Origin of the sequence: Pseudothermotoga sp. U03pept (assembly GCF_051235805.1) — a bacterium.
GTDB lineage: Bacteria > Thermotogota > Thermotogae > Thermotogales > DSM-5069 > Pseudothermotoga_B.
In genome coordinates this window covers 57,960-77,924 of the sequence record NZ_JBPNXV010000001.1, presented here as the reverse complement: position 1 = coordinate 77,924, position 19,965 = coordinate 57,960, and the positions used below count along the sequence as shown (strand labels likewise).

General features: G+C 43.5%; 24 protein-coding genes. All 24 read right to left on the bottom strand.

Annotated elements, in window-relative coordinates:
* Positions 1-2: 2 nt before the first annotated feature.
* From ACSFC1_RS00425 to ACSFC1_RS00310, 24 genes are read right to left on the bottom strand one after another with little or no spacing between them, the layout of a single operon-like run.
* The gene (locus tag ACSFC1_RS00425; RefSeq protein WP_435564170.1) at positions 3-434 is read right to left on the bottom strand and encodes a hypothetical protein; all 432 of its coding nucleotides are present in this window, start codon (positions 432-434) and stop codon (positions 3-5) included.
* Positions 431-994, bottom strand: coding sequence for an aminoacyl-tRNA hydrolase (gene pth, locus ACSFC1_RS00420; protein WP_435564169.1), 564 nt, complete (start codon positions 992-994; stop codon positions 431-433). Before pth ends, ACSFC1_RS00425 begins: the two co-directional genes overlap by 4 nt.
* The gene (locus ACSFC1_RS00415) at positions 991-1,647 is read right to left on the bottom strand and encodes a 50S ribosomal protein L25 (RefSeq protein ID WP_435564168.1); all 657 of its coding nucleotides are present in this window, start codon (positions 1,645-1,647) and stop codon (positions 991-993) included. Before ACSFC1_RS00415 ends, pth begins: the two co-directional genes overlap by 4 nt.
* A 16-nt stretch (positions 1,648-1,663) precedes the next feature.
* Complete coding sequence (locus tag ACSFC1_RS00410; RefSeq protein WP_435564167.1) at positions 1,664-2,614, bottom strand: ribose-phosphate pyrophosphokinase; 951 nt, start codon at positions 2,612-2,614, stop codon at positions 1,664-1,666.
* Positions 2,614-3,966, bottom strand: coding sequence for a bifunctional UDP-N-acetylglucosamine diphosphorylase/glucosamine-1-phosphate N-acetyltransferase GlmU (gene glmU / locus ACSFC1_RS00405; RefSeq protein WP_435564166.1), 1,353 nt, complete (start codon positions 3,964-3,966; stop codon positions 2,614-2,616). Before glmU ends, ACSFC1_RS00410 begins: the two co-directional genes overlap by 1 nt.
* A 13-nt stretch (positions 3,967-3,979) precedes the next feature.
* Positions 3,980-6,175 carry a replication restart helicase PriA gene (gene priA, locus ACSFC1_RS00400; RefSeq protein ID WP_435564165.1) on the bottom strand — a complete coding sequence of 732 codons (2,196 nt, stop codon included), beginning with the start codon at positions 6,173-6,175 and terminating at the stop codon, positions 3,980-3,982.
* A 6-nt stretch (positions 6,176-6,181) separates the two neighbouring features.
* Positions 6,182-6,400 (bottom strand): hypothetical protein, encoded by a 219-nt coding sequence (locus tag ACSFC1_RS00395; RefSeq protein WP_435564164.1) that lies wholly within the window; start codon positions 6,398-6,400, stop codon positions 6,182-6,184.
* A gap of 2 nt (positions 6,401-6,402) precedes the next feature.
* Positions 6,403-6,936: a bifunctional pyr operon transcriptional regulator/uracil phosphoribosyltransferase PyrR gene (gene pyrR / locus ACSFC1_RS00390; protein ID WP_435564163.1), complete on the bottom strand. Its 534-nt coding sequence runs from the start codon at positions 6,934-6,936 to the stop codon at positions 6,403-6,405.
* Positions 6,930-7,778, bottom strand: coding sequence for a hypothetical protein (locus ACSFC1_RS00385; protein ID WP_435564162.1), 849 nt, complete (start codon positions 7,776-7,778; stop codon positions 6,930-6,932). The genes pyrR and ACSFC1_RS00385 overlap by 7 nt, the downstream gene beginning before the upstream one ends.
* Positions 7,717-8,898: a tRNA guanosine(34) transglycosylase Tgt gene (tgt, locus tag ACSFC1_RS00380; RefSeq protein ID WP_435564161.1), complete on the bottom strand. Its 1,182-nt coding sequence runs from the start codon at positions 8,896-8,898 to the stop codon at positions 7,717-7,719. Before tgt ends, ACSFC1_RS00385 begins: the two co-directional genes overlap by 62 nt.
* Positions 8,855-9,493, bottom strand: coding sequence for a cyclodeaminase/cyclohydrolase family protein (locus ACSFC1_RS00375; RefSeq protein WP_435564160.1), 639 nt, complete (start codon positions 9,491-9,493; stop codon positions 8,855-8,857). Before ACSFC1_RS00375 ends, tgt begins: the two co-directional genes overlap by 44 nt.
* The gene (gene deoC, locus ACSFC1_RS00370) at positions 9,490-10,239 is read right to left on the bottom strand and encodes a deoxyribose-phosphate aldolase (RefSeq protein WP_435564159.1); all 750 of its coding nucleotides are present in this window, start codon (positions 10,237-10,239) and stop codon (positions 9,490-9,492) included. The genes ACSFC1_RS00375 and deoC overlap by 4 nt, the downstream gene beginning before the upstream one ends.
* A gap of 1 nt (position 10,240) precedes the next feature.
* Positions 10,241-10,789 (bottom strand): HD domain-containing protein, encoded by a 549-nt coding sequence (locus ACSFC1_RS00365; RefSeq protein WP_435564158.1) that lies wholly within the window; start codon positions 10,787-10,789, stop codon positions 10,241-10,243.
* 1 nt (position 10,790) lies between these two features.
* Positions 10,791-11,999 carry a hypothetical protein gene (locus ACSFC1_RS00360; RefSeq protein ID WP_435564157.1) on the bottom strand — a complete coding sequence of 403 codons (1,209 nt, stop codon included), beginning with the start codon at positions 11,997-11,999 and terminating at the stop codon, positions 10,791-10,793.
* A complete protein-coding gene (radC, locus tag ACSFC1_RS00355; protein WP_435564156.1) occupies positions 11,953-12,639 on the bottom strand; it encodes a RadC family protein in 687 nt (228 codons plus the stop codon). Before radC ends, ACSFC1_RS00360 begins: the two co-directional genes overlap by 47 nt.
* Entirely contained in the window at positions 12,620-13,159 is a 540-nt protein-coding gene (locus ACSFC1_RS00350) for a Maf family nucleotide pyrophosphatase (protein ID WP_435564155.1), read from the bottom strand. Before ACSFC1_RS00350 ends, radC begins: the two co-directional genes overlap by 20 nt.
* Positions 13,083-13,688, bottom strand: a complete 606-nt coding sequence (locus ACSFC1_RS00345) for a Gx transporter family protein (RefSeq protein ID WP_435564154.1) — start codon at positions 13,686-13,688, stop codon at positions 13,083-13,085. Before ACSFC1_RS00345 ends, ACSFC1_RS00350 begins: the two co-directional genes overlap by 77 nt.
* Positions 13,685-14,026, bottom strand: a complete 342-nt coding sequence (locus tag ACSFC1_RS00340) for a NusG domain II-containing protein (protein ID WP_435564153.1) — start codon at positions 14,024-14,026, stop codon at positions 13,685-13,687. The genes ACSFC1_RS00345 and ACSFC1_RS00340 overlap by 4 nt, the downstream gene beginning before the upstream one ends.
* A gap of 10 nt (positions 14,027-14,036) precedes the next feature.
* Positions 14,037-15,089 carry an FAD:protein FMN transferase gene (locus tag ACSFC1_RS00335; RefSeq protein WP_435564152.1) on the bottom strand — a complete coding sequence of 351 codons (1,053 nt, stop codon included), beginning with the start codon at positions 15,087-15,089 and terminating at the stop codon, positions 14,037-14,039.
* Positions 15,059-16,048: an AmmeMemoRadiSam system radical SAM enzyme gene (gene amrS, locus ACSFC1_RS00330; RefSeq protein ID WP_435564151.1), complete on the bottom strand. Its 990-nt coding sequence runs from the start codon at positions 16,046-16,048 to the stop codon at positions 15,059-15,061. The genes ACSFC1_RS00335 and amrS overlap by 31 nt, the downstream gene beginning before the upstream one ends.
* An 11-nt stretch (positions 16,049-16,059) precedes the next feature.
* Entirely contained in the window at positions 16,060-16,584 is a 525-nt protein-coding gene (gene amrA, locus ACSFC1_RS00325; RefSeq protein WP_435564150.1) for an AmmeMemoRadiSam system protein A, read from the bottom strand.
* Between the two features lies 1 nt (position 16,585).
* Positions 16,586-17,389 (bottom strand): 6-phosphofructokinase, encoded by an 804-nt coding sequence (locus ACSFC1_RS00320; RefSeq protein WP_435564149.1) that lies wholly within the window; start codon positions 17,387-17,389, stop codon positions 16,586-16,588.
* Positions 17,390-17,409: 20 nt separating this feature from the next.
* Positions 17,410-18,159: an anaerobic ribonucleoside-triphosphate reductase activating protein gene (locus ACSFC1_RS00315; RefSeq protein WP_435564148.1), complete on the bottom strand. Its 750-nt coding sequence runs from the start codon at positions 18,157-18,159 to the stop codon at positions 17,410-17,412.
* 1 nt (position 18,160) lies between these two features.
* Positions 18,161-19,942, bottom strand: coding sequence for a ribonucleoside triphosphate reductase (locus ACSFC1_RS00310; protein ID WP_435564147.1), 1,782 nt, complete (start codon positions 19,940-19,942; stop codon positions 18,161-18,163).
* Positions 19,943-19,965 lie beyond the last annotated feature (23 nt).

Sequence of the window (19,965 nt, the reverse complement as noted above, 5' to 3'; positions counted from 1 at the left end):
AGTTATTTCTCCAGAATGTGCTCTCTTATATCGTTTATTTGCTTTTTTATCTTGTTGGCAGTTCTATAATCTTCTTGCTTCAACGCCTTTTCCAAGCGACTCTGCAAAATGTATATCCGCCTTCTCGCAATCTCATGTAGATCATCTTGAGATATCTCATTCTTGCCAAACAGAATCCTCAAAATAGCCACAGGAGCAACTGAAAAAACGAGATCAACAGAAGAAAGACTATCTGGGTTTATCTCACCAAGATCTGTATCCTGAACCATCTCGATATGTCCAACAAGGTATTTCAGACCCTCTTTTGATAAACCTGAAGCCTTTGACAACTGATCTTGCAAGCAACGACGACAGAGGGTCACCTCTTTCATCATCCCATCAGATATGAATTTGAAAACTCTTGCATCTGCACCACCACAAGAATCACACTTCACGAAATCACCTCGTAAGAATTGAAAAGAGACATCGCCTTGTCAACACCTTCATTGAGAATCACCTGAAGGGCATCGGCCGCAACGTCTAAAACACGATCCAAGAGCTGTAGCTCACCTTCGCTGAAATCCTCGAGCACATAGTCCACCAAATCTACCGCCTCAGGTTTAGGACCTATGCCTATTCTGATCCTGACGAAATCGCTTCTACCTGTGGAATCGATTATAGATTGCAGACCCTTATGTCCACCAGAACTACCCTTGGCTCTGATGCGAAGCCTTCCACATGCAAGGTCTACATCATCGTACACAACAATTATATCATCGGCCTTGCAGCTAAAATCTTTCAGGGACTCTTCTACTGCCCGTCCACTCAGATTCATGTAGGTCATTGGTTTGATCAAGACACACTGTTCACAAGAACTGAAGGAATAATAATGTCTCCTCTCCCAATCAGTGCATCTCTTGATGGAACTGTATCTGTCGACAAACATAAAGCCCACGTTATGCCTGTTAAAGGCATAGCGTGGACCTGGATTGCCCAACCCAAAGACCAATTTCACTTTTCTTCTTCCGCTTCTTCCTCTTCTTTCTTACCCTTCTTTATTACCTCTGGTTCTGCAGTTGTTTCTGCAGGTTTGAGCTCTTCTTCAACTGCGAGGCCACGTGGCACAACAACGGTAACTATTGCCTCTTCTGGGTGTAGCAAAACCTTCATACCTTCTGGGAATTTCAAATCCTTAACATGTACAGACTCTCCAAGACCGAGCTTTGTGACATCTATCTCTATGTACTCCACGACAGCAGAAGGCAGTGTTTCAACTGGTAACTCGTTGTGTATAACCTCCAGAATACCACCCTTTTCTACGCCTTCCGCCTTGCCGACGATGCGAACAGGAATGTTTATCTTCATTGCATGACCCTTCGCCGGTCTGTAGAAATCGATGTGGACAATTTGATCTGTCACTTTGTCCACTTGGACTTTCTTGACAAAAACATCGATAACTTCTACTCGATCAGCGCACTTCAGCTCGAGTTTCAGTGGCAAGGCTTCAGAGATCTTGTGAAAAGCCCTTTCTACCTCGAGTCTGTCCAGAACGATACTCAAAGGCTCTGTTTCTGGACCATATACAACAGCAGGAATATAACCTTTGTTGCGCAATCTTCTAACAACTCTCTTGCCGTGTTCAGTTCTCACATTCGCTGAAAGTTGCATGGCTTTCTTTCCCTCCTCATCTGAACAATATGCTCACCGAAAGATTTTTCCTTATCCTTATAATCGCTTCTCCCAGTAATGAAGCTATGCTGAAAACACAGAATTTCTCAGGTAACTCTTTGTGGTAAACAGTGTCTGTTATGTACACCTTGTCGATGTTGCTGTTTTGAATCCTTTCAACGGCGTTACCTGAAAGAACACCATGAGTTGCACAAGCAAGTATACGCCTTGCGCCAGATTTTTTCAAGATCTCTGCCCCTTGAACCAAGGTTCCACCAGTATCTATTATATCGTCAAACATCAAGGTTATCTTTTCCTTGACATCACCAATAACATGAACAACCTCTGCAACGTTGTCAGCAGGTCTACGCTTGTCTAATATTGCCAGCGGCACACCGAGTTTCTCGGCGAATTTGCTTGCCCTGCGAACTGCCCCAACATCCGGTGCAACGACAACAAGATCACTTTTTTCCTCTCTGTAAAGCTTCAGAATTTCTTCACTGAACACCGGAAAACTGTACAGATTGTCAAGTGGTATGTCGAAAAAACCTTGTATCTGTTCGGCATGAAGATCAACTGTTAGAACCCTTGTTGCACCAGCAACAGTTATGAGATTTGCGAGCAACTTGGCGGTGATGGGATCTCTTCCCTTGGCTTTCCTGTCCTGTCTTGCATACCCATAGTACGGTATCACCACGGCTATACTGTTTGCTGAAGCCCTTTTGAATGCGTCTATCATTATCAACAATTCCATGACATTTTCGTTTACTGGAGGCGAGAAAGACTGCAGGATAAAAACATCATGACCCCTAACGGTTTCGTTTATTTTCACATTTATTTCTCCATCTGAGAACCGCGAAACTTGGCAGTCTCCGAGTCTCATTCCCATGTACTCAGCAACACGCTTGGCTAACTCGAGGTTCGAATTACCTGCGAAGAATTTCAAATCATTTCTCTGAAACGGCATCAGCCTTCCTCCTTTTCTTTTTTTCTTAGGACCCAGTTCAATTTGTTCTCCTGCCGTGCTCTTGCTATCGCTAAACTCCATTCAGGCACTTCTTCTGTAATTGTAGACCCTGCAGCCACAAAAGCTCCCTTCTTGATCTTAACAGGTGCTACCAGTGCCGTATTGCTACCGATGAAGACATCATTCTCTATAACCGTTTGATTCTTTTTCTTTCCATCAAAGTTGCAGGTTATCGTTCCCGCGCCAACGTTGACGTTCTCACCTATCTCTGAATCACCAAGATAGGTCAAGTGTTGTGCTTTTGTATTCGAACCAATCTTCGAGTTCTTTACCTCCACGAAATTGCCAATCTTCACCTTCGAATGCAGAACTGTGCCTTCTCTGAGCCTGCTGAACGGTCCTACCGAAACACCGCTCATGATATGCGCACCAACACACTCAGACCTCACAATACTTACACTATCTTCAATCACACAGTCTACAATCCTTGTCATAGGTCCTATGATACAGTCTTCACCTATGATCGTCTTGCCTTCTATGAAAGTCATTGGGTGAACAACGGTGTCCTTACCGATCTTCACATCGCTGTCTATATAAGTAGTGGCTGGATCTATAATCGTCACGCCTTCAAGCATTAGTTTTCTGAGTATGCGCATCCTTTGAATCTTCTCAGCTTCAGCCAGCTGAACTCTGTTGTTGATGCCCGAGAAATCCTCCACTTCTTCTTCCTTGTGAACATTAACCTTCTCAAGCAAACCGACTGCATCGGTGAGATAATACTCCTTCTTCTTGTTGTCGCATTTTATCTTTGGGAGCACTTCTAAGAGTTTCTTGCCTTTGAAAACGTAGACACCTGTGTTGATCTCCTTGATCTTTCTTTCTTGCTCAGATGCGTCGAACTCCTCGACTATCTTAACGAATCGGCCCTGACCATCTCTGATGATTCTTCCATAGCCTGTTGGATCTGGTGATTCAATCGAAACAAGTGTCACGTCACAATCCTTTGAGCGATGATCCTGAATTACTCTTTTGAGCGTTTCTCCTCTCACCAGTGGCATATCACCGTAGAGAATCAGTACATCATCAGAAGGGTCCAAAAACTCTCTCGCGCTCATGACGGCATGGGCTGTGCCAAGCTGTTCGAGTTGATATGCCACTTCTACACCGTCTGGAAGAACTTCCTTTACCCTTTCAGCCTGATGTCCCACGACAACGCATACGTTGTTTGTAACTTCTGAAACTGCGTCCAAAACCCACTGGATCATAGGTTTGCCACACAGTGGGTGGATGACCTTTGGGTATTTTGATTTCATCCTAGTGCTAGCACCAGCAGCTAACAAGAGGCTTACCATGTTATCAGCCCCCTCACCACAAATGTGGAGGGTTCACCAATACCCTCCAACCTTTCTTGCCAAGTTTTGTCAGTACATCATCCAACTTTGACAGCGTCCTTTCAACTGTCTTGGTCTTTATCAGAAAATGGAATCTGTACTTGCCCCTCAATTTGAAAACAGGATGCTCAACGGGTCCAAAAATCTCCTCACCATCTAATGAGCTGGTGCACGAACTGATTATCTCCCAGCCCAGCGATGGTTCTTCACTCTCAAGAACAACCTGAACCAAATCGACGTAGGGAGGATAGCCAACATCCCTTCTCTTTTGTAACTCTTTTAGGTAAAATTCTTCTGTATCTGAAGTAAACAGATGCCTCACAACCTCGTTTTCTACCTCCATACTTTGAAGAACCATAGTGGCACCTTTTGCCATTTCGATGCCTTGATTCAACTGCTGAAACACTTGAACCCTGAAGTTGTAATCTGGCTGAAACAACAGACCGTCGAAATCAAGGAAGGCGATCAGACCAATTCGAGATATCCCAAAACCGTGTAGAAGAACCCTTGTACCCACAAGGATATCGAGATCTCCTCGCTCAAACTCCAAGAGACGATCGAGAATCTGTGAGTGATTCATCTCATCGCTGTCAATTCTTGCGATCCGTGCCGACGGAAAGTTGTACCTTATGATCTTCTCTATTCTCTCGGTCCCATAACCTTTTGGATACAACGCTTGGGCACCGCACTTTGGGCAAATATCCTTTGCAGGCTCGATATGACCACACTGATGACATTTGTAGAGATTGGCATGGCGATGAAAACTCAGTGCAACATCACATTTTGGGCAGATCAATATGTGCCCACAAACTGCACAGATCACAAATGGTGCGTAACCCTTTCTCCTGACTACGATCAGGACGCCATTACCTTTTTCAAGATTACTGCGAATCTGATCGAGCAACTCCTGTGATACGAAGGTTGTCTGCTTCCTCATATCAATCACAAAGATCTTTCTTCTTTCAGATTTGATTTTGATGATCCTCGATCTATCCAGATTAAAGTAATCACTAACTCTCCCAGTCGCAGAGCTCAGAATGATAGGTATTCTACTTTCCTGCGCTCTTCTTCTTGCCATTTCGACGGCATCGTAGACTGGCTCATCAAATTGATAGTAACTTTCATCTTCATCACTCTCAACAACAACAGCACCGAGATTCCTAACAGGTAGAAAAACCCCCATTCGCGTCGTTACAAAGACTTTTGCTCCACTCTTCTGTGCATTGAACCACGCCAAAGCCCTCTGAGATTTCGACTGATTCCCGTGATATGCATAGACATCTGCTGTGAAAGATCTTTGAATCATACCCATAACGTACGGTACTTGTGATGAAAGTGGAACCATGTACAGCACTGACTTGCCTTCTTCGATAATTCTCTTCAGCACACTGTAAATTGACCTGAATCTTTCTTCAGTTGAACCACCAACGACAAGCAGTTCCCCACAGTTCTGTCCGGCAGGTATAGACAGGTCATTCGCTTTTATTTCAAAACCTTGGAACAAAGGAACGGTCGTGAAACGTATCAATCCCTTTTCTTCCATTTTCTTTAACCTTTCAACGTTCACCCCTGTTGCTTCGATTAAACGTTCAATGGTCGCTCCTTCCGCTGAGAAAAGATAATTGACCACGTCGAATTCCTCGGCTTTCTTCGCAAGTGAAACCGCTTTACTCAAAGGGATATTTAACATCACGAACAAATCTCTGTACCTACGTCTTGGAGTCTTCATCGCAACAAATCTGTGTAACTTCACCAACCCCTTCTTCAGGTAGGTGTCAAGGGTTTCTTCACCATAGACAGAGAGAAAGTCCTTCAATTTGAGTGACTTCAAGCCAAGTAAGTCTGTGGTTGGTTCAACAACCACCTCTGTGTATTCATCAACAAATGACGGTATCACCAAATCAAAAAGTTGTCCCATTGGACTGTAGAAGTGCTGTGAAGCCCATCTAACCATCTCGATCATCCCGGTTGGCAGAAAGCTCAAACCGTCAGGTCTTTCCAACACAGGCTTAGTACCACAGTGTGGCTCTGTCAACCCAACGACATAACCGACAGTCTGCCTGTTGTTGAAGTCAACCAAAACTCTTTCTCCAGGTTCCAATTCCCAGTCAGAAGAATAAAAGAAGGTCTTCTTAAGAGGTATTTTCGAAATTGCAATCTCGTACGTCATCAAGAATCAACTGTCTTTTCTTTTCCAAACAATCCTCTCGCCAAGAGTTATTGAGTGGAGGGTTTCGGGAAACTGCAGAGGAAATTTCTCCAAGATCTCTATTATCAGGTCTTGCGGTATAGAGGTCTCAATCCAAATTTCACTGACATCCACATCGTATCTCTCTCGCTGGATAATTGTTCCAAGAACCTTCTCAATAGCCTTCGCGTACCTTTCATACAGCACTGTTATTCCTCCAAATGAATTATGTACACAGCATCCTCACCGTCAATTTCTTTCAAATTCACATTAACTCTTTCACGATTCTTCGAGGTCGGCAGATTCTTTCCTACAAAGTCGGGTCTTATGGGTAACTCTCTGTGGCCTCTATCGACAAGCACTGCGAGCTGGACACACTGAGACCTCCCACGATCCGAGAGGGCATCCAATGCAGCACGAACAGTTCGACCGGTGAAGAGCACATCATCAACCAGTAAAACAGTCTTCCCATCTATGGAAAAGCTTATTCTCGTTCTGTCTTCGTTACACCTTTTCTCGTCATCTCTGTATGGTCCTACATCGAGTTCACCAACCAGAGGCTTCTTGCCTTCGATCATACCGACAAACTCAGCAAGTCGGCGCGCAAGAAAGACTCCTCGGGTGATTATTCCAACGAATACTACGTTATCAATACCTCTATTTCTTTCAATGACTTCATGTGCCATTCTCATCAATGCTCTTCTGATCTCTTCGGCAGTCAGTATCTTAACCTTATCTACCATTTCACACCTAGGCGAAAATCAATGTGCCAATCATACTCTGGTTCTTTGAAAGGATCATCAAAACCACTGAGTTTGCTGAACGGATAGTACACGGAAACACCGATGTCAAAATTACCAATCTTGACATTACCACCGAAATCCATCGAAAGTGCACCCTTTGAAAGACTCGGTTGATAGAAAAATGGAACAGTGAAGTACAGGCTCACTGGTTCTAAGTGCAGCTGAGTGCCAGGTGCAAAGTTCCAGAATTCATTAGAGACGTACATCACGTCAAAAGAGAACTTCATCTCATCGAACTCTAAGGAGACTCCTCCACCAACATCTGCCATCAGACTAAAGCCACTATCTGAGGACCAGACTCTGAACTTCTTCACAGCCAGGCTGTAATAGACATAGCTGTCTTCAACGAATTTACCTCTTGTACCAAGATCGACAAAAACAGAATAGGTTTCTGGGTTTCCAGTACTAGTTATTCTCTCAATTCCTATGTTCACACCCAGTGCGGTACTGCCAACTTTGCCAGCCATTCCATACAGGAACGACAATCTTTGAGCCTGATCACCAAAGTCACTGGAAAGTTGTAGAACGCCAGCTAAGGTATCCTGTGCAGGCTGAATCAATGCAACAGAAAAACTGCGTAGATTGTTCACACCAAACCTCAAAGTGTTTGCCATCAACAATTGGCGAAACTCGTTTTCTACTATTCCTGCAGGATTAACCCTAAAAGCCCATGGACCTGTAGCGCCGGCATAACGTCCATCACCAGCAAAATCGATGACATCACCGAGACAGAGCGTCACCAGCAATATCAGAGCAAAGCCCATCACCCTCACCTTTGACATAAGAGTCAATCACCTCCTTCTTGTATTCAGAAAAGGTGCCATTTGCAATAGAATCTCTCAATCTCTGCATAAATCTCATCATGAAGCGCAAATTATGATGTGTGAGTAAGATACCTCCAAGAACCTCTCCACGATCGAATAAGTGATGAATATACGATCTTGAATGATTTCTACACACCGTGCAGTCACATTCTTCTTCTATGGGCTTTAGATCGTTCTTGTATCTCGCCGATCTTATGTTCAACCTACCTCTAAAAGTGAGCGCAGCCCCGTGCCTTGCAAGTCTTGTTGGAAAGACACTGTCGAACATGTCAACACCCATCTCTACCAGATGTGCTATTAACTCTGGCGAACCACCACCCATGAAATATCTGGGCTTTTCTTCGGGCAACGACTCCAATGTAACACTCGCCAAGCGCAAGGTTTTTTCAAACTCTTCACCAAGGCTTAAACCCCCTATCGCAAAACCACTGAATGGAAGTTCGGAAAGTTTTTGCGCACTCAGTCTCCGAAGATCCTCATATACCCCGCCTTGCGCTATGGCAAACAACAGTTGCCAACTGTTGACGCCGTGTTTCAAAGACCTCTCAGCCCAATACTGAGTTCTCTTAAGAGATCTGACGGCTTCTTCATAACTGTCATTGGGACTGGGGCAATGGTCGAGAACCATCACAATATCAGAATTCAAGGTCTTCTGTATGTCAATCGAAAACTCTGGTGTCAGAAAGAGCTTAGATCCATCAACGGGAGATTTTATCATCACACCATCATCGTCTATCTGCCGCAACTCCTTCAGACTGAAGACCTGAAATCCCCCGCTATCAGTAAGTATACCACCATTCCAGCCCATAAAACCATGTAAACCTCTGTGAAGTTTTATCACATCCAAGCCAGGTTTGACTGCAAGGTGATAAGAATTCCCAAGTAAGATCTGAACTCCTATTTCCTTCAGTTGATCAACGCGCATTAACTTGACGTTTGCATTCGTGCCCACGGGCATGAATACAGGCGTTTCGAAGACGCCGTGCGCCGTATGGAGTTTACCAACTCGAGCTGTTCCTGACCGTGCGGTTATCTCAAAGCTCAAGCCCTGTTCTCTGTGTTGCAAGCTGTCTGACACTTCTCAGCGCTCCTTCCACCTCACCTGTGAAGGTCTTCAATTCATGAAGCATATACTCTTTGAATCCTTCATCTTTGATCGACTTCAGATTTATCAAAACATTTGCTTTGGCTGAATAAAAGGCACTCGTTGCTAATTCTGCAGCACTCACCGCATCAGATATTGCATTCACATTTCCCCATTCAGTAACACTCAGTGCGCTTTTCAATATCTCTTTCATGTGACGACAAGACTCATAAGGAACTCGCGCAGCTTTTTTCAGGGCTTCCTGAATGAGCTGACTTCTTTTCTCCTTCTCTTCAACGGTGTTCTTCGGTAACTTGTAAGCAGCCATAACTTCGTCAAAGGCTTTCACATCGAGATCAATACTCTCAAGCAAGGTTAATCGCTTTTCTTTCATGAGACTCACAACCTTTTCCATTTCAGCGTGCCAATCCGAATAATCTGCCCTTGAAAGAGTGAGATTTGCAACCATCTCCACTAAGGAAGCCGCCAAAGCGCCTACCAAGGCACTGACAGCACCACCACCAGGTGTCGGGCTCTTATCGGCAACCTTCTCGACAAAATCCCTTATCGAAAGTTTTTCAAAACTCACCTCTCCACCCCCTCAGAGATTATTTTAATCGAGGAACTAGTTCCTATTCTGCTCGCTCCTGCTCTCATGAGTTCAACAGCCTGGTTGAAATCTCTAATTCCACCTGAAGCCTTTACTGAGAGTTTTTCCGAGCACCATTTCATCAGATGAACATCTTGAACAGTTGCTCCAGCTGAACCAAAGCCAGTTGATGTTTTGACAAAACTGGCTCCTGCAAGCTCACTTATCACGCAAGCCGCTATCTTTTCCTCATCAGTCAGATAACACGTCTCGATTATAACTTTAACCGGCTTTCCCTCGCAGGCTTCCACAACGGAACGAATATCCTCATAGACATAGATATACTCCTTCGACTTTAGCATTCCTATGTGGATCACCATGTCAATCTCATCGGCGCCCATCTTGACCAACTCACTGGATTCCCTTGCTTTGATGTATTGAGTCGTTGCACCAAGCGGGAAACCGACAACACTCACTATCTTCACCTGCGAACCTCTCAACCTTTCAGCGGCGTGTTTTACAAATGAAGGATTCACACAAACACCGTAAAAGCCATACTCCACAGCTTCATCACATAATTTTAAGATCTCATCTATTGTCGCAGTAGCTTTGAGTAATGTGTGTTCAATAGATTCTTTCACCTGCTTTAGATCGATTTTTCTGTTCTCAAGGTTGAAACTGTATTCTTTCTTGTACTTCACTATCTTTTCCTCTATTGCACCTTCTATGTTGTTCACGAAAACCACCTCACAAACCTAAGTCTTTACTTATCGTGCGCATCGCATCCAAAGAGATGGACAAGAATTCCTCCAGAGACAGCCCCAACTCTTCGCAACTTTTCATCTGTTCTCTGCTCGCACCCTTTGCAAACAATTTCTCTTTGAATCGACGCTCTAAGAAATCTGTATCAATCACCGAAAGTGATTTTTCTGGTGTAATGAGTGCAGCCGCAACGATGAATCCCGTTACAGGATCTGCTGCATAGATTGCCTTCTCCATTTTTGTGTTTAACTCCTTTTTCTCGCAGTGAGCCAGTATCGCATCGAGAACACTCTTTGGAAGATCTGAATCTTTCAGCAACTCGATTGTTTTAAGTCCGTGATTCTCGGGGTCATCTTTTGTGTAGTCGTAATCCAAATCATGCAACAGACCAGCCAGTCCCCAGAGTTCTTCATCTTCTCCAAATCGCCGAGCAAGTGCTCTCATGACTACTTCAACTGCAAGACAGTGCTTTACAAGATTCTTTGTCTTCACATGTTTTTTCACCAGTTCATAGGCTTCATCTCTTCTGAGCATGTTAAACCCTCCTGTAAAGATTTCTACAGTGTCTCTCACCATAGTACAATCTAAGAAATTCTATATCTCTGTACACAATTTGAACATCGCCATAGCGATCGACCAATTCAAAGAGCTTCTTGACACCCTCTTCTGGATCATCTACACCTATAACCACCTTTGATGAAAACTGCTTACCAAGAACCCCACGTAAGCAAACAGGTAAGTCGCCTCTACTCAATGGAACAAAGCCAACAGACTCACAAGAATTGATCAAATTAGATAGATGTTTCTTTGCACTCTCGACATCCTTTCTTCTCACAGATTCACTTAGAAGGAGTATAAGAGCCATCGGGTCAAAATCAGACAATGCCAGGATGAGATCACGCTCAAAAGTACCCATCTCTGTGTAATCTATTGCCTGATTCAGTATCGAAATCCTTGGACAAAATGGATATTCATCGCTCTTAGATCTCTTTTCTTTGCAGGCAATGTACTTCGCACAAGCGTATGATTTTTTGTCCAGAATTTCGACGATCTTGCTCGATCTTTCTTCACTTTCTAACAGTGCTGAGACCAACAGAACTAAAAGTTTATACCCACCCCTTGATATACAACCTGTCAGCAGTGAAGAATTGATTTGACCAGTCTCATAAGCTTCGGTCAAGATCCCAAGATATGGATCTTGCGAGTTGGCATAGGATATCTTGAAAACTTTCGCCGCCTCACGATATCTACCTGCAAAAAGCAAAACCTCTGCGACGGAGAGCAATACTGCGGTTGAGCTGGGATACTCCGTGAGCAATCTCTTAACATCGCTAAAAGGCGGTCTCTGAGTTCCATAAAGGCTCATCGTGAGATCGATAGCGTCAAAATACTCACTCTTTTGGCCAAAGCAGCCCTTCTTGGAGAAATCACCTTGAAGCAACTGTTCCAAAAGTTGCAAAAAGAGACGCTGCGAACCCTCCTCTACTTGCATGAGCCTTTTATGAATTGAACGGTATATCAAAGAATCGCTCTCACCGTAAGTGTAATAGTTGAGGTCATAGAGTGATCTAATATCTTGAACGGGAATATTAAGGTCCTCTTCAAAAGAAAGCTTTACCTTGCTCGGTGCAACATCCTTCTTGGGCTGTTCTTTGGGTTTTATTCCTTTCTTCTGTAAATCTTTCTCCATCTCCATCTTAAGTCTTAGGAGATTCAAAATCCTTTCGTCCTTCTCTTCTTCCATGAGATCTAACCTCCAAAAACCCTTCGGCTCTGAAACTGTAATAGCTCTCCCTACCTACGATCAAATGATCTATCAGCCTTATGCCGAGTATCTCACCGGCGTTGTTTATTGCCTGGGTAGCTCTCTTGTCCTCTTCACTTGGGGTTGGATCTCCCGATGGATGATTGTGCACAAGTATTATCGCAGTTGCGTTCGATCTCACTGCCGTTCTGAAGATCTCTGCAGGATGAAACAACGTCTGGTTATTCGTCCCATGAGTGATGTCCTTGTGAAAAACAGCAGACAACTTGCTATCTACAATGATAACACGTAACACTTCCTTTTCAAAGAATCTCATATCGTGACAGTATTCAAAAACCGAAGCCGGTTTATCCAATGCAATGCGAGCGTTGGAAAGCTCTTGATACAATCTTTTTCCAAGTTCAAGAGCAGCTTTTAGAGAAGTGGCTTTTGCAATCCCAACCCCATCAACAGCGGCGATCTCTTCAATTTCAGCATTAGAAAGCGCTCGAAGTGATCTGTCAAATCTGTTGTACAATTCTTCAGAGACTTCGAAGACATTCTTCCCGCGTGTACCAGTTCTCAGCAAGATAGCAATCAGCTCTTGTTCTGACAACCCTTCAGAACCAACCTTTAACATCCGTTCCCTTGGTTTCAGAGTTCCACCACCCTTTTTTGTAGAAATATTCCCACAAGTCAGCAATTGGCATGCCTATTACAACATATGGATCACCAACAACAGACTCAACAAAGGTGGCTCCGAAATCTTGCAAGCCATACGACCCGGCTTTGCCTTGAGAGTAATTTGCTGCGTAGTATTCGATAATTTCCTGTGGAATCTCTCTGAACTTTACCCTCGTTGTCCGCGTCTTAAGCCAAAGTTCGCCTTGGCTTACCACTGCAACAGAGGTATGAACAGAATGCCATCTTCCAGCTAATCTCTCAAGCTGAGATTTGGCATCAAGGTGATCTTTTGGTTTCCCAAGAACAGTTCCTTCAACCTCCACAACAGTATCTGCACCAATAACCACTGCGTTTTCCACCCTGTTAAAAACATCTATTGCTTTGAGTAGCGCTAATCTTTCAACTGTCTCTATGGCATCTTTGCCATGGTTTTCTTCTATCTGTGGAATGATCACTTCGAAGTTTGGAAAGAGCATTTTCAGTATCTTCTGCCTCCTCGGTGATGAAGACGCCAAAACCAATCTTTTGAACATGTGAGATTACCCTCCCAACGATATAGGCATTTGCAAAGGCACCGGGTAACCCAAGCACCAACATGTACGGTAATATCCAAAAAATCACCTTGCTCTGAACGAACAAAGCCCCAACACATGCTTGTACAGAGTTGTTAGCAGCACTACCAAGTACACTCACACCTAAGAGTCCAAAGATTTTCATTTTGAAGGCAAAGGCCTCGGTCAGTGCTGCTGCAATCGAACCGAAAACACTCATAAAGAACGCCACGTCCAGGAAATGCCCAACGAGCAACGAGCCTACAAGACTCTTGCCAAGGGCTACCATCAACCCTTGCCTGGTTCCGAATATCACTATAGAAAGCAACACAACCAGATTTGAAAAACCCCATCGACCGTTGGGAAAAGGAAATGGAACGAAACTTTCCAGTACATGTATCGCTATACCAAGAGAAATCAGCACAGAGGTCAATGCTATCTTTCGGCTTCTCACCAAGTCATCACATCCACCTTGGTTTTACCGACAAATCTCACAACAACTTTGTTTGGAATGCACACGATTACACCATTTGGACCAATGCTCCCAGTTTTTTCACAGATCTTCAATGGGCAATCACTGTCCTCAACACGGACCTTCCCTTTCTCAAAGACTATATCCATAACATGCTTTTCTTCCGTTTTCAACTCATATCTACCGTCTTGAACCAGCGTTAAGACCAATTTCCCATCTTTGAAGACTTCTACATATCCTTCAGATTTATTCTGGTGTGTGAAAAAGAAAAATATCAAAAAACCAACCAGCAGAACGGTCAGTAAAACAAAATCTGCCAATCTGAATGTTCTACTTTGCTTGCTCATAGATTGAGAAAGAAGTAGACCTGTGAAGCTTACCCTCTTGATCGATCAGCAAGACACTTCCACCCAAACGCGGATACTCCAGAACGACATATTCCCAATCTGGCGCCATTACAAAGCCAGCCGTTGACAACACATCTGCAGTTGTTGCTTCTCTTGCAACGACCGTCACCGATTGTGCACCAACTGCCGGATAACCAGTCCTTGGATCGAAGATATGATGATATCTGATATCGCCGACTATGAAATATCTTTCGTAATCACCTGAAGTCGCAACAGCACCATCTTTCAGGTATATATAAGTGATGGCAGAATCTGCTTTTCTCGGATCTCTGACACCAATAACCCAAGGTCTTGAGCCAAACTTTGGTCCAAGAATTCTTATATCTCCACCCGCTTCAACAAAGCCTGTACAATTCGAATCAACTTCCTTCGCTATTTGATATGCTCTATCGAGTGCATAACCTTTAGCTATGCCACCCAAGTCCAAGGTTACTCCATCTTTTAATCTAACTCTCCGCATTCGATTGTCCAGCTCCACCTTGTCAGCTCCGCAATGTCTTAAAATTTCCTCAATCTCGTTGCTCGAAGGAATCTTTGTAGGCATCTTCTCTGAGATTCTATCAAATCCCCACAGTCTTATCAGGTTGCCGAGCGTAGGATCAAAGGCACCGTCAGTGATCTGCGAGAACTTTAGCGCAGCATCTAAAAGCACGAATGTCTCTTCATCCAGATCAACCCAATCAGTTGATGTGTTTATTTTACTGATGACACTGTTTGGATTGTTTGGATCAAACTTCTTGTAAATTCTGTCCAGCTCATTGAAAATTATTTCTGATAAAGTTTTAGAACCCTTCTTTGATGAAACAACGATTCTACAGTAAGTTCCAAGTGTGAAACCCGTGTGTTCATAATAACTCGGCGGTGTTCGAACAAAGATACTTATCACCAAAGAAAGACCGATACCAATACCAACCAAAAAAATCAGGAAAACAACACGATTTATCTTCAGAAGATTCTTACTATCTTTTTTCCACACTTTTTACACCTACCTTGCGCATCTAGCAACTCTACTCGAACATCGTAACCATCTCTTATGATAACAGTACTTCCACACTCTGGGCAGACAGTACTCTCATACCTCGCGTCCCAAAGGTTTCCTATATAGACAAAGTCCAAATACTGACGTGCTAAGTTGTAGGCATCCACCAGATACTGGGGTGATGTTGGAGGATTGCTCATCTTGTAATTCGGAAAATACCGTGAAAGATGTAGTGGAATAGACCTATCTATGCTTGCCAACCACTTGAATTCTTCTTCTAATTGCTCTCTGCTATCGTTTACACCAGGGACGATCAGCGTTGTTATTTCGACATGAACACCAAAAGAGATAGACTTTTCAATGGTCTGTTTCACGATCTTCAAATCACCACCAAGACGACGATAGAGTTCTTCATCAAAGGCTTTCACGTCTATGTTCATCGCGTTTATAGACTGCAGTAGCAATTTCAAAGGCTCCAACTCGACAAGACCATTTGTCACCAAGACATTGTACAACCCTTCTCTGCTCGCAATCCTCGAAGTGTCGAGAACAAACTCAAACCAAACAAAAGGCTCGTTGTATGTATAAGCAATACCCCTTGAGCCACGTTCTCTCGCGATAGAGATAAGTTGTTCGGGCATGACTTTCTTCGTCGGAGCCACTTGCTGAGAGATCTGCCAGTTTTGACAAAATGGACATTTCATGTTGCACCCAAAAGTGCCAACAGAGAGTATCCTGTCTGAAGGATTAAAATGAAACAAAGGCTTCTTCTCAATTGGATCAAGGGCTATCGAGGTTATTTGTCCATAGTTCATCAGTTCCATAACCCCATCTTGATTCCTACGACTCAAACAAAAACCGATTTGCCCTTCAGTGAGAACACAATGGTGTGGACATAATTCGCATCTTATTTTTCCATCGCCAAGACTGGTGAAGTAGAGCGCCATTTTCTCCACCTGACCACCCCTCAGTGATACCTTTCAACGGTGAATCTGTACACGACGATCTTTTCCCCGCTGAAGATTCCGGCCTTTCTCTTCGCTATTGCAAGCTGCTGATCAACAGTATCAACACCCGGTAAGTCCGGCAACAAGAGCCCTTTTCTGAAACCACTTACAACTATCACACCATACCTCTTTGGATCGAGCTCTTCCAGCTTAGAAACCTTCTCTGGCTCACTTAGAATATCGACAGTTACTTCAATATCGTCAAGTTCGTCAACCGTAACTGGCGAAAATCTTGGATCTTCCGTTGCCGCAGCTATTGCGTTGTCTCTTATCTCCTCAGCCAAGTTTTCCCTTGCAGGAAGATAAGTGCCTATGCAACCTCTCAAAGATCCATCGAGTTTGTGCAAACTGACAAACGCACCTGACTTTCTCGCCAGAAGATCTTTTGGTGCGCTATCCTTGAATGGATCAACTAACCTGCGTAATTTTATCCAATTCTCGATACTGCTAATAGCCCATTTCACATAAGGATGTTCACCTCTCATATCATGTCCCCCCTTGATTCATAACAAGAGAGATCTCTCTGATTTTCTGGAAGGGAAGAATCTCAAAACCACTGCGATAGGTCATGAAAACTCCCCCCCTCGCTGTCAAAAAAGATGGAATTGCCTTTGCAAGACCTCTGGCAAGGGCGAGATCTTCTGCCAATGGCTTGCTCACCACCAAAATGCCATCTACTTTGATAACGCAATCATATGCACAGCAGGGATTGTTCCACCAGAGAAGAAGATGATCATCTGCCTCGGTGAAGAAAAAGTTATGCAGATATCTCATCTTTTCAATGAGATCTTTGAAATCCTTAGACAAGCGCAAAACAATGCCCCTACCAGAAGCAAGGGAAAGGTTTTTGAAACGATAGATGCATTCGCTGATTTTGTTTACAACAGTGCTGAAACCCATTCTGTAGAACTCCTGATTCAAAACAAAGTCAGCCGAAGGTATGAAAACGACCTTTACTCCAGCCGAAAACAACTCATAGGCTGCTAAAAACGACATAGTGTTGCCAACAACAACCAAGAGTTCTACATCGTTTTTCACCAGATTTTGAATCATTTTGAACTTAAAGGACCTTGGTATTTCTCTGAGGAAAGAACTGGAAAGAATCGACCCGCCAAGATCTTGAAACCGCCAAGACTCCTCAACAGATATTTTTCTTGGTTGATCATCACATAGTCCTCGCCAACCATCCCAGAAACCCAAAACAGCACCTTCAACCAACTGTTGAACCAACGTATGTATAAATTTGTTCACACTTGGGCATATGCCTTCTACCAATAGCCCAACTTTCACTCAAAGCCTCCCAAGATAAATTATACCCTCTGCGGATTGCCCACCACCTTTTGCAAAGAGCCTGTAAAACCTCGAAGAACGAACTCTTTGAAATGGTCACTGCAAAGCTGTGCAATCTCTATCACGTCTTCATATCGTGCCGGTGGCAACTTACTGAATGATGGGTCAAGATTGTTCCCTGTTCTACACCTCTGCACGACGTATTTAGACGCGCCTTTCAACCATTCGCAGATCTGATCGAAGTCCTTTGCTGAGAGTATTGAAGGATGAAAGGTTGTGCGAAATTCGTACTCTGGAGCAAGAGTCTTTATGAGGTTCACAGATTCGGATAGATCATCAATAGATATCTTTGTTCTGCAAACTTGTTCGTATTTGTTCAACGGAGCTTTTATATCCATGGCAATGAAATCGACTAACCCCTCTCGGAGAAACTTCTCAAGAACCCTTGGTTGGGTACCATTTGTGTCTACTTTCACCTTCAAACTCAGCTTTTTCACGTCGTAGATCATAGACGCTAAGTCACCACAGAGTGTAGGTTCCCCACCTGTGAAACAAACCCCATCGATCATCCGTTTATTTCTCTCTAACCACCTCAAGACTTCTTCCCAGGAAAAACGTTGGAACGGTCTTTCATTATTGACCAGTTCTCTGTTGTGACAATAAACACACCTTAGATTGCAACCAGATAAGAAAACAACAGAGCACAGACGATTTGGATAATCCAACAGACTCACTTTAGTCCATCCACTAACGAAGAGCAAGACGACCACCTCAAGAGATCTTGAAAGATCTTCTAAATCTGAACTCTTCTTGTTTCCCAGGATTCCAGTTTTGAACTGGCCTGTAGAAACCAACCACTCTACTCCAGACCTCTGTCGGTTGTCCACAAATAGGACAGTTGTATTTTTCTCCAGCGATGTATCCATGATCACAACAGATACTAAAGGTTGGAGTGACAGTTATGTACGGTATACGATATCTCTCAAAGATTCTCTTTATCATTATTCCAAGTGCTTTCGTGTCTTCAATCTGCTCACCAAGGTAAATGTGAAATACTGTACCTCCTGTGTACATAGCTTGAAGATCTTCCTGTAATTCAAGAACTCGAAACAGATCTTCTGCGTAACCCACCGGAAGTTGTGTAGAATTTGTGTAAAATGGTTCCTTCTCACCGCTGGTAAATATATCTTTGTAACACTTCTTGTCAATTCTTGCCAACCTGTATGAAGTTCCCTCAGCAGGGGTCGCTTCAAGATTGAAAAGGTTACCCGTTCGTTCTTGATAATCGATCAGCCTCTTTCTCATGAAATCAAGTACCCCGAGAGCAAAGTCTATACCTTCCATCGTATCAATACCTTTACCAAAAAGGTTCATCAGAGCCTCGTGCATACCCACAAGTCCTATAGTACTGAAGTGGTTAAACCAGTATTGTCCAAAAGTGCTTTTGATTTTTTCAAGATAAATCTTTGAATAGGGATATAATCCTGCTTCAGTCAGTTCTTCTATAATCCTTCGCTTAATCACTAAACTCTTCTGAGCTAATTCCATAATCTTTTGAAGCCTTTCGAAAAATTCCTCAGCAGATTTGGAGAGATATCCTATTCTCGGCATATTGATCGTTACAACTCCAATAGAACCAGTCATCGGATTTGCCCCAAACAAGCCACCGCCTCTTCTGTAAAGTTCGCGGTTATCGAGTCTTAACCTACAACACATGCTTCTGACATCTTCAGGAGATAATCCTGAACTGATAAAGTTTGCAAAGTATGGTACACCATACTTTGCAGTCATCTTCAAAATTCTTTCTGCAACATCGCTGTCCCATGGGAAGTCAGGAGTGATATTGTATGTCGGTATGGGAAAACTGAAAACTCTACCTTTGGCATCACCTTGAAGCATCACTTCACAAAAGGCTTTGTTGATCATGTTCATCTCTTTCTGAAATTCTCCATAGCATCTGCTTTGAAACTCTCCACCCACAATAACAGGCTCGTTCGCAAGATAAAGTGGAACTTTCACATCCATCGTTATGTTGACAAAAGGTGTTTGAAAACCAACTCTTGTGGGGACATTCAGGTTGAAGACAAACTCCTGCAAACACTGAAGAACCTCTGAATAAGACAGATTATCATAAGCTACAAAAGGTGCAAGAAAGGTGTCAAAGTTTGAAAAAGCCTGCGCACCAGCAGCCTCACCCTGCATTGTGTAAAAGAAATTGACAATCTGCATGAGCGCAACTCTAAAGTGCCTTGCCGGTCTGCTCTCTATCTTCTGTGATACTCCACCAAAGCCTCGAAGCAACAGTTCCTTCAAATCCCAACCGCAACAGTATGGAGCTAAGAGGTTCAAGTCGTGAATGTGAAAATCACCATCTAAATGTGCTCGAGAAATCTCAGAAGGGTATATCTTCTCAAGCCAATATGCCGTCGTGGCTGCGGAAACCAGGTAATTGTTCAAACCTTGAAGCGAGTAATTCATGTTGCTGTTCTCTTTGACTTGCCAGTCTTGTACTGAAAGATATTTCTCTATCAAACTGGTTGCACCAGAAAGCATTTCTACACCCCCATATACTATAT